Origin of the sequence: Paenibacillus sp. FSL R5-0473 (assembly GCF_038004565.1) — a bacterium.
GTDB classification, from domain to species: Bacteria; Bacillota; Bacilli; order Paenibacillales; family Paenibacillaceae; genus Paenibacillus; species Paenibacillus amylolyticus.
The window spans coordinates 5128093-5141767 of the sequence record NZ_JBBORL010000001.1 but is presented as its reverse complement, the minus strand read 5'-3'; the positions used below and the strand labels follow the sequence as shown (position 1 = coordinate 5141767).

Here is a 13675-nt window from a genome sequence, read left to right as displayed (position 1 = left end):
ATAAAAGGGGAGATTGGCATGGTGAAAAAGGCAATATTCCTGATGATGGCTGCTTTGCTCGTGTTTACAGCGGCATGTAGCTCAGGTGGAGGAACTGAAGGAGCATCTGGAGATGACTCAGTTACCCTGCGGATCGCTTGGTGGGGCTCGGATGCAAGGCATGAATATACACAGAAGGTCATCGACCTGTACAAATCGAAAAACCCGAATGTCAAAATCGACGTGGAATATGCTTCATTTGATGACTACTGGAAAAAGCTCGCACCACAAGCAGCGGCAAATCAGTTGCCTGACATCGTTCAGATGGATATTTCCTACATCAGCCAATATGCACAGAATGGTCAGCTTGAGGATCTAGCGCCTTATCTGGGCAACCAGATCAAAGTGGACGATGTGTCCGAGAATGTTATCAGCACAGGTGTAATTAACGGTAAACAATACGGTGTACCTGCCGGTGTTAACGTTTTGGGCTTCCAATATGATCCGGCTTTGCTTAAAAAAGCAGGCGTGGATGCAATCCCTGACAACATGACTTGGGAATCGTACGAAGCACTGGGTAAACAAACCGCGGATAAAGGTCTGTATTTGGATGGAGGGATAGCTCCGGATATTTTCTTCCACTACTTCCTGCGTACCAAAGGATTGTCGCTTTATAATGCGGAAGGAACAGGTCTTGGTTATGATGATGATCAATTGTTTGTGGAGTTCTTCGGACTCATGCGCCGCATGATCGAGCAGGGCGCAGCACCTACGCCGGATGTAGCCAACCAAACGAAAGGCATTATTGAGGAATCGGATCTCGTGAAGGAAAAAGGAATCGGCGTATGGCAATGGTCCAATCAGTTCGTAGCCTTGCAACAGGTAGCGAACCGTCCACTCGAAATTGCTCCAATGCCAGGACCAGATATGGAAAAAGGACTATATATGCAACCAAGTATGTATTGGGGTGTAACGTCCAACTCCAAAGTGAAGGAAGAAGCAGCTAAATTCATTGATTTCTGGGTGAATGACGTGGAAGCCAACAAACTGATCAAAGGTGAGCGCGGTGTGCCAATTTCAGGAGCAATCAAAGAAGCTATCGCACCTGAGCTGAGTGACGCAACAAAACAGGTCTTTGAATTCGTAGCAGCCATGGAGCCTAAGGCTTCACCAATGAGTTCTCCGCCACCGGTTGGTTCACCTGAAGTAATCTCTGCTCTGGCAGATGTGGTTGAAGAGTTGAACTTTGGCAAAATTACACCTGAACAAGCAGCAGAAACATTCCGCAAGAACGCCGAATCTGTACTTGCGAACAATAAATAACAGTTGAATGATGGCTTGCTCGTCCCACTTCAGGGATGGTCGGGAATGGGGCTACTCGCAAATGCGAGGGCCTTTCCCCGTCCAGATGACCGAAGCCAGGATGAGGGAGCAAGCTGATCCATGAAGGAGGTTCGTTCCATTGAGGCAGTATTCGTCGTTACGTAGAAACTTAACTGGATATGCGTTCATAAGCCCGTTTATTATTGGATTCCTGGGCTTCACACTCATCCCCATGTTTGTGTCCTTATATATGTCGTTCACGAGTTATAACTTGTTCACTTCTCCGCGGTGGATTGGGCTTGATAACTACACCAAAATGTTTTTTGATGACCCGAAATATTGGAACTCGGTCAAAGTGACGTTTCTGTATGTATTCATTGGGGTACCGTTAAGGTTGATCTTTGCCCTCTTCGTAGCGATGGTCCTAAACACTGGCTCTCGTATGATTGGAACGTACCGGACGCTGTATTACCTGCCATCCATAATCGGTGGTAGTGTGGCCGTATCCATTATGTGGCGTAACCTCTTCAGTAATGAGGGTGTTATCAACAGTGCTCTAACGGCAATCGGGATCGGACCTATCAGCTGGTTTGGTGACCCGAATGCGTCCCTGGTTATGCTCATCTCACTGTCTGTGTGGCAGTTTGGTTCGTCCATGCTGATCTTCCTGGCTGGTCTCAAAAATATCCCTACTGAGATGTACGAGGCAGCAGGTGTGGATGGCGCGAACCCTATACGGAAATTTTTCAGCATCACCTTGCCACTGCTTAGCCCGATCGTCCTGTTCAATATGATTATGCAGACGATTGGAGCATTCATGACGTTTGTACCTGCCTATATTATCTCCAAAGGCGAAGGCGGTCCAATGGACGGTACGATGCTGTACTCTCTATATCTGTTCCGTCAGGCGTTTATGTTTAACAACATGGGTTATGCTTCGGCAATGGCCTGGATCATGCTTCTTATGATTGGTGGACTTACAGTAGCAGTATTCTTAACATCCAAGTACTGGGTGTTTTACGAATCTGAAGGAGGGAAGTAACGATGGTTTGGAGAAATGTGAAATGGCCTATTTATCACCTGTTCGTTGCAGCTCTTGCCCTCCTGATGCTTTATCCCGTCCTATGGATGCTATTCAGTTCATTCAAGGAAAGCCGTACGATCTTTGTCACTGCGGACACTCTGTTTCCTACCGAGTGGATCTGGAGTAACTATGTGGATGGTTGGAAAGGCACAGCTGGAAGACCGTTTATGGATTACATCACCAACTCACTTGTAATCGTGGTTATTTCCACGATCGGTGCCGTAATATCGTCATCGCTGATCGCTTTTGGTTTTGCCAGACTTAACTTCAAGGGACGTACATTCTGGTTCTCCTTGATGATGTTAACACTGATGTTGCCACATGACGTGGTATTGGTTCCTCAGTACATCATTTTCACGAAACTCGGCTGGCTGAATACAATTCTTCCAATCGTTGTACCTACATTCTTCGGAATGCCGTTCTTCATCTTCCTGATGGTACAGTTCATTCGAACGATTCCGAAGGAGCTGGATGAGGCTGCAACCATCGATGGGTGTAACAAGTTCAGACTGTATATCCAGATTATTATGCCGCTGATCAAGTCTTCTCTGGCGACTGCAGCCATCTTCTCCTTCTACTGGAGATGGGAGGATCTGCTCGGTCCGGTATTGTACCTGAACTCGCCTGATAAATACACCGTGTCGATGGCGCTGAAAATGTTCCTCGATAGCGAATCTGCTTCCAACTGGGGTGCAATGTTCGCCATGTCCATCGTCAGTCTGGTTCCGGTTGTAGCTGTGTTCTTCATCTTCCAGAAACAAATTGTTCAAGGGATGAGCACCAGCGGATTGAAAGGATAAGCCAGATTACTGTGTCTTCGTATCTTCGCCCGAATGAACGTTTACGAAAGTTAACCAAGGAGGTTATCGCTTTTGAATAAAGCTCAGGGTAGTCAGGCCGTTGCCATGGAGGCAGCGGCAGAGGGCCAGGCAGTGTCCGTGACCAGCTGGAAGTTTAACTTTGGACCGGACTTGGGAAGAGCAGATGAGACAGGGGATTATCTGAAAGTAACTGCAACAACCACATATGAGGAACACGGAGGATACGGATTCGAGGCAGGATCTCTGGTGTATGAGAAACAACGCATTCGTGATGACGATGTGTCGGATCCCGCGAAACAACATCATAACAATCCGGGGCAGACAACCATGTCTGCCCGATTGCGTTCAGGTTTCTGTATTCCACTCAAAGCATCGTTCATCGTGGATGTTCCCGACGGAACCTACCAAGTATTACTTGTTGCAGGGGATGAATTGGCTGAGACAGTGACACGCGTGAAAGCTGGTGAAGGCAGGCTTGTACTGCCAACCATTCGCACACTTCCCGGCCAATACGCAGAGGTTAGATTCTCGGTTGTTGTTCGCGGCGGCAGACTTCGTCTGTCATTTTCCGGCCCTGCACCGAGAATTAATGCTTTGGAGGTTACTCTTGCGAATCAGACCATGACCGTATTCCTTGCCGGGGATTCAACTGTAACGGATCAGCCGGAAAGTGGATATCCATATTGTGGTTGGGGCCAGCTGTTGCCTGCACAGTTCAAACATGATGTTGCAGTGGATAATCACGCCCAGTCAGGGAGAAGTTCCCGCAGCTTTATTAATGAAGGCAGATTAAGCGCCATTCTGGAGCGAATCAAGCCTGAAGATTTTCTGTTTATTCAATTTGGACATAACGATGAGAAGCCGGACCCTGAACGTGGGACGGACCCATTCACAACATATAAGGAATATTTGAAAAAGTATATCGACGCTGCACGCGAAGCCAAGGCTCGTCCAGTGCTCATCACCCCGGTGCATCGTCGCTATTTTGCGGATGATGGCACATTGACCGATACCCACGGCGATTATATCATCGCCGTGCGTGAGCTGGCGGAAGAGGAAGATGTTCCGCTGATCGATCTGGCTGAGCGCAGCCGTCTTCTGTTCGAGCAAGCGGGTGTTGAAGGCACTAAGGAAGACTTTATGTGGGTACTGCCAGGCGAGTATGTGAACTTCCCATCAGGCGTGGAGGATAACACGCATTTTCAGGAACGAGGCGCCCGTCGCCTTGCCCAGCAGGTAGCAGAAGCCATCCGCGAGTTGCAATTGCAACCGTTGCAGATGTATCTGCGGTAGGTTCATGCCCTTAATGATTAAGCGAGTTAATTAAATAACGAGCCAGCAAAAGTTGCCCAGCGAATAGCGAAGGCAATAAACTTTTAAAAAACAGGCGAGCGTAGCAGCGGAGGAGGGCGGAATCGGGTAGAGGGAGCGAAGCGTCCGCCTTTGGAGCGGGATTTCCCCTGCTGAGGGGGAATGAATAGAAATCCCGAGCCAACAGCGGCCTGTAGCCCGATCCGCCCGCCAAAGCGGCTGCCTTGCGAGCTATTCAGGGTTTAAAAGCTGTAGCGAGTTAAACGAAGTAACGAGCCAGCAAAGTTGCCCAGCGAAAGAGCGAAGGCAATAATCTTTTAAAAAACAGGCGAGCGTAGCAGCGGAGGAGGGCGGAATCGGGTAGAGGGAGCGAAGCGTCCGCCTTTGGAGCGGGATTTCCCCTGCTGAGGGGGAATTGAATAGAAATCCCGAGCCAACAGCGGCCCACAGCCCGATCCGCCCGCCGAAGCGACTGCCCCGCGAGCCCACAGGTTTTAAGAGTTGCCCCCGCGAATGAGCCCAAGAAATCCCGAGCCAACAGCGGCCTGTAGCCCGATCCGCCCTTCGAAGCGACTGCCCCGCGAGCCCACGCATTTTTAACCTATATTGCACTCGCAAAAAAAGGAGGAGGTATTTCAATGACACCTGACCAGACAGAATCAGGCACATCTGCCCGTAAGAATGTTTCAGCAACTACAGGTCACACCTACTGGGTCATTCCGGATGGTTACATTCCCCCGGAGAGCCGGGGCACATTGGAGAGTCATGAGAGCATCTGTGTACTGAACACCAGTGCCACGGATGCGGAGCTGCATATCACGATTTACTTTGAAGACAGAGAACCACTCGAAGGTATTGTCGCTGAAGTGCCAGCGAGAAGGACGAAGCATATTCGCACTGCATCGCTACGATCCGGGGAGCAGTCTATTCCGCCGGGCGTACCTTATGCGATTACGGTTTCGAGCAATATCCCCGTTATCGTCCAGTACAGTCGTTTGGACACGACCCAGCCTGAATTGGCTTTGATGAGTGTCATGGCGTATCCATTAGGATAACTTCCCCAATCGACAGCATAGTTGGAGATGGTAAGAAGCCCCGTAACCTTGCATTCAATGCAGGTACGGGGCTTCTATTTCTTCATTTATTCGCTGTATTTATACGTGCTCGCATTCAGGATATCCACGTGAACCTCCACATTTCCAAGCTTAAAACGTTGGAGTGGATCCGCCCGGTTGTAGACTTCCTGTTTCCATAAGGGAAGGTTGTGGCGATATAAGTGTTCCACAAGACCGTATGAATCGATCTTGCGCTCCTTGGTTTTTTCAAACGTATCTCGGATTTGGGATTCGATCTGTTTCTCCGCTTCTTGTTCCATGGCATGAGGCGTACGCGGGGCTCCATGGTCCTCAATGATGGAACTTTTAACCGTAGTCGCCAGATCAAATGTTACGCCATCACCTTGCTTCCTTGCCGTGATTCTCGTCTTGGGATGATGAAGCATCAAAGTTAAGTCAGGAATTTTCCCACCATTCGCATATACATATAGTGGGTACTGATGTACACGCTCATAATTTACGTATCGTGTACCATCTGCGTCTGCTCCTGCAACTCTACCTTGACTTGTGCCTTTGGATATCACATAAAATCCATCCATTCTAACAAGGGGGGGCGTTTTATCGCCGTTGAACCAAGTCTCGTTCCTCGTTGACACCGAGGGTAAAAGAACGACGGAAGCGGGTTCCCGTAATCCATCGAGAAGCTGGTGGAGCCGGATAGGTTCGTAAGCGGAATGCTGTTTGTATAGTCTCATAGGCTCAAATAATTCAATGGTCTGGGCGGATTGGTTCAACAATGCAGAGGGAGAGAGTATATCCGGAATGTTATGCTCTGTAGCGTAGATCCAGGGAGTATATCTCAATTGGCCTGAATGAAGAAGTGTATTAAAGATATCCTCCAGTCGACCATCCAAGGCTCTTTTGGATAAAACAATAGCTTTCACATGAGTCCAGAGCGTTAGCTGCTGTGACGTTTCATACAAGTCGTTAATAGCCATGTTCAGTGTTGTACCCTCGCCCCGTCCAGTCCAGATATCCCTTGTCTCCCGGGAAGTTGGTGTTTCCTGTTTTGCAATACTGGAGAAGTCAATCAGTTGGGCATACGCAATATACTGGTTGTCTACATAGTCAATTCCTATCGCCGTAATGAAGTTTATACTTTGCACCTCTTTGGAATCCCAGCACCCGGTTAGCAGGATTAAGCAGCTTATAAGAAGGCCGCTTATGGATACCCATCGTTTCACGGACGTTTCCTCCGACGGGTAGAATCCTGTGTATGAAGTGCTTCTGGGCGCTTGGTTCTTTTCATGGAAGGTGGCATGGATACGGCCTGAGTGAAGTCTCCGGGAATGTAGGGAGATACAGGTGACAGATAGGATACGCCATAACATTCCAAGGATACGAGATGCACCAACAGGGCCAATAGTCCGATCATAAAACCGAATAATCCAAGAATGGAAGAGATGAGTAACATCCCGATCCGGATATGGGCAGTAGCCCCGCTTAGCACAGTGTTCACGAGAATATAACTAGAGATGACCGAGATCGCTACCGTGACAATAATGGTAGGGGACGTAATCCCGGCGCGAATGGCAGCATCTCCAATAATAAGCCCGCCGACAACGCTGACCGTTTGCCCCAACGCACGTGGTAATCTACGCCCTGCTTCGTTGAATAGCTCGAACATAAAAATCATTAGGAACGCTTCCAGTGTCACCGGCATGGGCAGGCCCATTCGAGTGCCAGCAATCGTTGCCAGAAGAGGCAGGGGAATCTGTTCCACATTGAAGCTAGTCAGGCCAATATAGAAGGCAGGAAAGAAACAGGCGATCAGCAGTCCTGAAATACGTAATATCCGTTCAAAAGTAACGATAAAAAAGGGTGTACTTTCGTCCTCCGGAGACTTCAATTGATTGAAAAGTGTAGTTGGTGCGATGACCGCTACAGGAGAACCTTCAATGAGAACGGCAAAACGACCGTTTAACAGGGAATCAACGACAAAATCAGGACGCTCGGTATTATCTGTAAGTGGAAAGATACTCCGAATCCCTCCCATGACAGCTCGCTCCATGATTGAGGTACCCAGAATGCCGTCAATCTCAATCTGATCCAGATTGTGCCGAGCTTCTTTCAGAATGTCTGGGTTGATAATATCTTTTACATATAGAAGTCCAATGGCTGTCTGGGTACGACCGCCTTTGACATATTTCTCATAACACATCGAAGATGTTTTCATTCGTTTGCGTATAAGGGCCACGTTGGTAGTGAGTTCTTCGGTGAATCCATCGCGCGGGCCTTTAACTGATGTTTCAATGGCTGATTCTTCTGGACTGCGTCCCGGGATATCAGCAATATCCACACTGCAGGATTGCACACCATTACCAAAAATGATCAGTAGTTGTCCACTAAATATCAACATATTAAGCTTGTTAGTATCTGTGAGGTCATCCAACGGATTCAAGGTTAATCCCAGTTCTTTAGGATGTGATTCCTCAATGATCAGAGAGTGCTGTTCCAGACGGGGAATAATAAATTGGTTAATTTGTTTACCGTCGACCAGACCATCGCAATAGAGCAAAATTACGGGCTGATCAGATTCATCTTTGACAGGAAAGGTCTGAATAACGACATCTGCACATGGATCGAACTGCTCTTTCAAAGAGGCAAGCAGTGTTTCATGGGACGTGGTGTCAATCGCTTGATGCTCCATGATGTTTCCTCCTCTGATGGCGTGAATGGATAAAGGCAACCGTCGTCGCGATAATCGCAAGTCCGCTCAGATATACGAGATTGAACGGGAATATGTATTCGACCAGAAGCTTTTCGAAGGTCATATCATCCAGAGGGTATAACATGATCAGAATAAAGAAAGCACCTAATGAGATACAACTGATGAGTCTTCTGGTGGAGCTCTTAATATTCCATATTTCTACTACAATATACATGGCGAGACTAATACGGGTGAACGAGCCTGCGAGCCACTGGTAGATGGAAAAGAAGTCGGTCTGGGCGATGTATTTGCCCAAGGAGGCGATTCGCCATTCTTCAAAGGCGGGATATCGCATTTTGGCAGCCTCAAAAGGATCAAATTCCACAATCGCCCCGATGAGTGGGCCGACTGTCAGTCCCACAAGAATGAGTGCGAGCATCAGATACTGCCATACACGTATACGTTTGGTGAGGTGAGGCTGGATATACCAGATGAACAGCAGTTCAAACATGCCTGCAAGACTGTAAATCATGCCATTCAGCACTGGATGCCAGCCATGTTCTAACACAGGCAGTAGACGACTGTAATCCTTATATTGAGTGTTCACAATGGCAACATAGAAGCCCAGCAGTACCACCAGTGGAAGGATCAATCCTGCCGTAAATGCCAGTGAGCGAATACCTTTATACGCAGCGTAGGCACAGAGAGTCATCAAAGCAATACTGGTTACCAATATTGGCGTTTCTGTCAGGTAATTTGTTTTGGCCCAAGTCGTGGTTTCGTGCAGGGTGAAATAGATTGCGCTCAGAAAAAAGAGACTGTTACCAACTCGAAAGAACAGACCGATAGGCTTGCCGAGACGGGATGTTAACCATTCATGCAGGTTTTGATGTTGGAGGAAACGAGAGACATAGGCGAGCATTAGCGCAAATATCAGAAATGGTCCGGCTGATAACAGGACGGAAATCCAAGAATCCCTTTTGGCCGCAGCCAAAAGGGCAGGAATAATCAGAACATGGCTGATCAAGCCAACGGACAACATGATCAACATCATAGCTTGTAAAAAAGAAGGTTGTGTTCGTTTCATGCTGAGGGGTCCCCTTTTCCCAGTAGACTGTCCTCAGCAGTGTTAACGTGATTGGAGCGCTTCATACCGTCAGTCGAAATAACAAATACCCATGGCTTCTTTTACCTCTAAGATCGTTTCCCGAGCCGCTCTCCAGTCAAAATGCGGGGGTTGGGGAGGATGGGAGCGTATAACTCGTTGAACCGGCGAACCAACTTCCGCGCTGTCTCAATATGGGGAATCATGCTTTTATCCCACTGACCAGCCTATGTTTGCGACCGCTCATATTGGTGCCAAACACACCGGCGATAATCAACAATGCACCAATATAGTGATGGCTACCCACTGGTTCATGCAATATCCATGCACCTCCTACGATGGAGATGAGCGTGGACAGATTGCTGAATACACTCATTTGCGAAGCCTCCAGATGGGTCAGGGCATAGCTCGCGAGCAGGGTGGAGATCATGGTGGAGAGAATTGCCAGATAAGCGAGTGCACCCAGATAGGATGTATCTCCAAGTGGTTTGATATAGTCCATCATGGAACCGCTGGATGCATGTCGGATCAGGGAAGCGGCGTTAAATACAATACAGCCAACCATCAGTGTGACCCAGGTTAATTCCATGGGTTTATACTTCTGGGTCAGTGGTCTCGCAAGCACACCATAACCTGCAAAGCAGACCGTGGATAGCAGCAATAATGCAATGCCCTTCAGGTTACTCATAGATACGCCGCTTCCTTGCATCATGAAAATAAAGACCACTCCAGCAACAGATAGAAGCAGGAATAGCTTCTGCATCGTGGATGTGCGTTCTTTCAGGAAAACTGAAGCGAGAACGAGTGTGAATACAGGGGCCATGGCCTGAATAATACCCGCTTCCGATGAGTTGGAAGAGACAAGTCCAAAGGCTTGAAAGGCAAAAAATAAGACGGGAGATAAAAGCCCCAGTGGAATGATTCGCCACAGATCACGAAGGCTCAGTCGGATTTTGATCCAGCCAAAAATGACAGGAATGCTGACAACGATCAGCGACAGGGCGAATCGGTGGGCAAGCACATCGATTGGATGTGCAACCGTGACGGTCATTTTAACAAATAAAAAAGATAGACCGATAATAGCTGCGTACAATATAGCTGCGATATAAGCGTATCCCCGAGTGTGTGTTGTGTTCATGAATGCTCCTCCAATACAGTAGTCATAGCGTTTTATCTTTCATTATCCTGAATTATGTCAGGTTCGAGGCATGTGCTGGCCTTATTCAATATACTGCCAGGTGCATCGTGCTACAATAGATAAAAGGTTAAACTGTATCGGTACAGTTGTTGGAGAGGGATGGGTGCATTGAGAAAATACGAAGTGATTGCCGAAGCGTTAAAGCAATGGATTCAGGAACAGATGCAGCAGCAGGATCGTCGCCAGTGGGCAGATAAGGGCATTCGACTGCCAGCAGTTCGAGTTGTAGCAGAACAATATCAATGCAGTGTAAGCACGGCTATTCGTGCATATGAGTGGCTGGAACAGCGGCATTTGGTGTATGCCATACCTCAATCCGGTTATTATGCCGTACAGAACGGGACAGGTGCTCAGGACATGGACTGGCAGGGAACGTTGGACTTTGCTTCAGCTGCTCCCGATCCAAGGGTGTTCCCTTATGCAGACTTTCGTCACTGTGTGGATCAGGCGATGGAGAAGAAGCAGGCAGAGTTATTTATGTATGGCACGGATCAGGGATTACCTTCGCTTATTCTGCTGTTGCAGAAGCAGTTTGCGGATTATCAGGTGTTTGCGAGAACGGAGCAGTTTTTTATCACGTCAGGTGTGCAACAGGCACTGGCTGTACTTGCATTGATGCCTTTCCCCAATGGAAAGAGAAAAGTACTGCTTGAACTACCGACCTATCATAATATGCCCTCCCTACTGAGTGGATTAAATGTGCCGATTGCCGGTGTGAGACGTGCTCTGGACGGGCTGGATTGGGCATCACTTGAACGTCAGTTCGCTGAGGAAGATATCAAGTTTTTCTATGTCATGCCGCGCTTTCACAATCCGATTGGCACATCTTTGACTGTTGCTGAGAAAAAGAAACTAATCCGGCTTGCACAGCGGTACGATGTCTATCTGGTGGAGGACGATTATCTGGCTGATCTGGAGGACAATACGAAACAGGACCCGCTATGGTCCTATGATACCGAAGGCCGGGTCATCTACCTGAAGAGTTACTCCAAAATTTTGTTTCCAGGTCTGCGCATTGGTGTAGCTGTTCTGCCCTCACCACTAATTCAATCTTTTGGGGCTTACAAAAAAATGCTCGATATCGACACTTCTGTTCTGTCTCAAGCTGCTCTGGAGATCTATGTCCACAGCGGAATGTTTGCTCATCACAGGAAAGTGATTCGTAACCGCTATGCTGCCCGGATGCACACGGTGCATGAGCAACTGGACTCATATCCAGACTTTGCTCCATTTATGGACGCTCCTCGAACAGGAGGGGAGCATACCGTATTACCTTTAGCGGGTGATATGCCGCTTCGTGTTCTGCTGTCCCGGCTTCAAAAGCGCGGAGTCATCGCTGATACGACAGAACGGTATTATCCGGAAGGTACATATCAGGTGCATGAGGATCAAATGCTGCGATTGAACATCTCCAATGTGCCGAAGCAGCGAATCGAAGAAGGGATACAGAAGATCCGGGAGGAAATTTTGAAACTTCAGATCAGGCAGAGATAAAGACAAAGCTATAACAGCAAGGCCATTACAATAATACGCATATAGTTGTTACACTCAGCATCTATCTAGTCGTATTGGCCACTCACCACTGTCTGTATATAATAACAAAAGGCGTCCACACAAGTTGATCACTTGTTGGACGCCTTTTCCTTGAGTTGCTATCTATCAACGATGCATCTTGTACGCTACATTGTGAATGGAAATATCTAATTTATTCCTGAGCCATCGCCTTGAAGGAAGCTTCTGCGGCTTCCAATGTAGCCTGAACATCCTCGTCTGTATGAGCCGTGGTCAGGAACCACGCCTCATATTTGGATGGAGCCAGGTTAATGCCACGGTTCAGCATGTGACGGAAGAAGGAAGCAAAGAGCTCTCCATCCGTGTCTTGAGCATGATCATAATTCGTAACCGGATGGTTACAGAAATGAGTGGAGAACGCACCGCGAATCCGGTTGATCGTCAGTGCAATCCCATGACGGTCAGCAGAAGCTTGCAGACCCGCTGTCAGGTCGATGGCAAGACGTTCCATCTCTTCATATACACCCGCGCCTTGCAGGACCTCCAGACATGCGATACCAGCCGAGATGGATGCAGGGTTACCAGCCATCGTTCCCGCCTGATAAGCCGGCCCAAGCGGAGCAACCTGCTCCATAACGTGTTTGCGTCCGCCGTAAGCACCGATTGGCAGGCCGCCACCAATAATTTTACCAAGAGCCGTCAGATCCGGTTCAATCTCCGCATGGTTATCGAGTCCGGCATATGTCTGTGTAGAACCGTAATGGAAACGGAAAGCCGTAATGACTTCGTCATAGATAACCAGGGAGCCGTTGGCCCGTGTCATGGCACAGAGACCTTCCAGGAAGCCAGGCTCCGGCATAACCATACCGAAGTTCCCAACGATCGGCTCAACCATGACCGCGGCAACATCATCACCCCAGCGCTCCAAAGCATCCTTCAGGGCTTCCAGATCATTGTAGGGCACAGTAATGACTTCTTGTGCAATACTGGCTGGAACTCCCGCACTGTCAGGAATTCCGAGCGTGGACGGGCCTGAACCGGCAGCTACAAGCACCAGATCGGAATGACCATGGTAACATCCGGCGAATTTTACGATCTTGTTGCGTTTGGTGTAGGCACGAGCGACCCGAATCGTAGTCATGACCGCCTCCGTACCGGAGTTTACAAAACGAACTTTATCCATGGAAGGGATAGCTTCCTTCAACATTTTGGCTAGCTTGATCTCAAGTTCAGTCGGGGTACCGTACAGCACGCCATTTGCCGCTGCTTCCGTAATGGCCTGTGTAATATGCGGGTGGGCATGTCCTGTAACAATTGGACCGTAAGCGGCCAGATAATCAATATAACGGTTGTCATCGACATCCCAGAAGTGGGCCCCTTGGGCTTTTTTCATAAATACAGGTGCACCACCACCAACGGCTTTGAACGAGCGTGAAGGGCTGTTAACACCTCCTACAATATGCTCAAGTGCTTCTGCGTATAGAAGTTCGGAACGGGAACGTGATGTATTCATAAGATAACTTCCTTTCGTAATTCAAAATATGATAAAGAAACAAACCACAGAAAGATATGATGAT

Annotated in this window: 11 protein-coding genes; 6 read left to right on the top strand and 5 right to left on the bottom strand. The window is 48.3% G+C overall.

The features are described from left to right. Positions 1 to 18 precede the first annotated feature (18 nt). From MKY28_RS22485 to MKY28_RS22465, 5 genes are all read left to right on the top strand, one after another. Positions 19 to 1302, top strand: a complete 1284-nt coding sequence (locus tag MKY28_RS22485) for an ABC transporter substrate-binding protein (protein ID WP_340937068.1) — start codon at positions 19 to 21, stop codon at positions 1300 to 1302. Between the two features lie 139 nt (positions 1303 to 1441). After that, the gene (locus tag MKY28_RS22480; RefSeq protein ID WP_036614094.1) at positions 1442 to 2344 is read left to right on the top strand and encodes a carbohydrate ABC transporter permease; all 903 of its coding nucleotides are present in this window, start codon (positions 1442 to 1444) and stop codon (positions 2342 to 2344) included. Positions 2345 to 2346: 2 nt separating this feature from the next. Then, entirely contained in the window at positions 2347 to 3186 is an 840-nt protein-coding gene (locus MKY28_RS22475) for a carbohydrate ABC transporter permease (RefSeq protein ID WP_076333843.1), read from the top strand. Positions 3187 to 3291: 105 nt separating this feature from the next. Continuing rightward, a complete protein-coding gene (locus MKY28_RS22470) occupies positions 3292 to 4500 on the top strand; it encodes a rhamnogalacturonan acetylesterase (protein WP_445670933.1) in 1209 nt (402 codons plus the stop codon). Between the two features lie 656 nt (positions 4501 to 5156). Then, positions 5157 to 5573, top strand: a complete 417-nt coding sequence (locus tag MKY28_RS22465) for a sensory rhodopsin transducer (RefSeq protein WP_340937066.1) — start codon at positions 5157 to 5159, stop codon at positions 5571 to 5573. An 86-nt stretch (positions 5574 to 5659) separates the two neighbouring features. Here MKY28_RS22465 and MKY28_RS22460 read toward each other — a convergent pair whose 3' ends face one another. The 4 genes from MKY28_RS22460 to MKY28_RS22445 all read right to left on the bottom strand — a co-directional run bounded on the left by MKY28_RS22460 (position 5660) and on the right by MKY28_RS22445 (position 10526). After that, on the bottom strand, positions 5660 to 6817 hold the full coding sequence (locus MKY28_RS22460) for a Ger(x)C family spore germination protein (RefSeq protein WP_340937065.1): 1158 nt from the start codon (positions 6815 to 6817) through the stop codon (positions 5660 to 5662). Next, positions 6814 to 8283 carry a spore germination protein gene (locus MKY28_RS22455; protein ID WP_340937064.1) on the bottom strand — a complete coding sequence of 490 codons (1470 nt, stop codon included), beginning with the start codon at positions 8281 to 8283 and terminating at the stop codon, positions 6814 to 6816. The genes MKY28_RS22460 and MKY28_RS22455 overlap by 4 nt, the downstream gene beginning before the upstream one ends. Beyond that, the gene (locus tag MKY28_RS22450) at positions 8264 to 9370 is read right to left on the bottom strand and encodes a GerAB/ArcD/ProY family transporter (RefSeq protein WP_340937063.1); all 1107 of its coding nucleotides are present in this window, start codon (positions 9368 to 9370) and stop codon (positions 8264 to 8266) included. The genes MKY28_RS22455 and MKY28_RS22450 overlap by 20 nt, the downstream gene beginning before the upstream one ends. Positions 9371 to 9590: 220 nt before the next feature. After that, on the bottom strand, positions 9591 to 10526 hold the full coding sequence (locus MKY28_RS22445) for a DMT family transporter (RefSeq protein WP_340937062.1): 936 nt from the start codon (positions 10524 to 10526) through the stop codon (positions 9591 to 9593). A 159-nt stretch (positions 10527 to 10685) separates the two neighbouring features. Between MKY28_RS22445 and MKY28_RS22440 the strand changes: the two genes are divergently transcribed. After that, a complete protein-coding gene (locus tag MKY28_RS22440) occupies positions 10686 to 12080 on the top strand; it encodes an aminotransferase-like domain-containing protein (protein WP_340019191.1) in 1395 nt (464 codons plus the stop codon). Positions 12081 to 12291: 211 nt separating this feature from the next. Here MKY28_RS22440 and MKY28_RS22435 read toward each other — a convergent pair whose 3' ends face one another. Next, positions 12292 to 13611 carry a glutamate-1-semialdehyde 2,1-aminomutase gene (locus MKY28_RS22435; protein ID WP_340019192.1) on the bottom strand — a complete coding sequence of 440 codons (1320 nt, stop codon included), beginning with the start codon at positions 13609 to 13611 and terminating at the stop codon, positions 12292 to 12294. Positions 13612 to 13675: the final 64 nt, after the last annotated feature.

Excerpts from the sequence above, each read along its gene's own strand:
- MKY28_RS22445 (WP_340937062.1), bottom strand. The coding sequence starts at position 10,526 with ATGAACACAACACACACTCGGGGATACGCTTATATCGCAGCTATATTG.
- MKY28_RS22465 (WP_340937066.1), top strand. The coding sequence starts at position 5,157 with ATGACACCTGACCAGACAGAATCAGGCACATCTGCCCGTAAGAATGTT.
- MKY28_RS22450 (WP_340937063.1), bottom strand. The coding sequence starts at position 9,370 with ATGAAACGAACACAACCTTCTTTTTTACAAGCTATGATGTTGATCATG.
- MKY28_RS22470 (WP_445670933.1), top strand. The coding sequence starts at position 3,292 with ATGGAGGCAGCGGCAGAGGGCCAGGCAGTGTCCGTGACCAGCTGGAAG.
- MKY28_RS22475 (WP_076333843.1), top strand. The coding sequence starts at position 2,347 with ATGGTTTGGAGAAATGTGAAATGGCCTATTTATCACCTGTTCGTTGCA.
- MKY28_RS22485 (WP_340937068.1), top strand. The coding sequence starts at position 19 with ATGGTGAAAAAGGCAATATTCCTGATGATGGCTGCTTTGCTCGTGTTT.
- MKY28_RS22435 (WP_340019192.1), bottom strand. The coding sequence starts at position 13,611 with ATGAATACATCACGTTCCCGTTCCGAACTTCTATACGCAGAAGCACTT.
- MKY28_RS22440 (WP_340019191.1), top strand. The coding sequence starts at position 10,686 with ATGGGTGCATTGAGAAAATACGAAGTGATTGCCGAAGCGTTAAAGCAA.
- MKY28_RS22455 (WP_340937064.1), bottom strand. The coding sequence starts at position 8,283 with ATGGAGCATCAAGCGATTGACACCACGTCCCATGAAACACTGCTTGCC.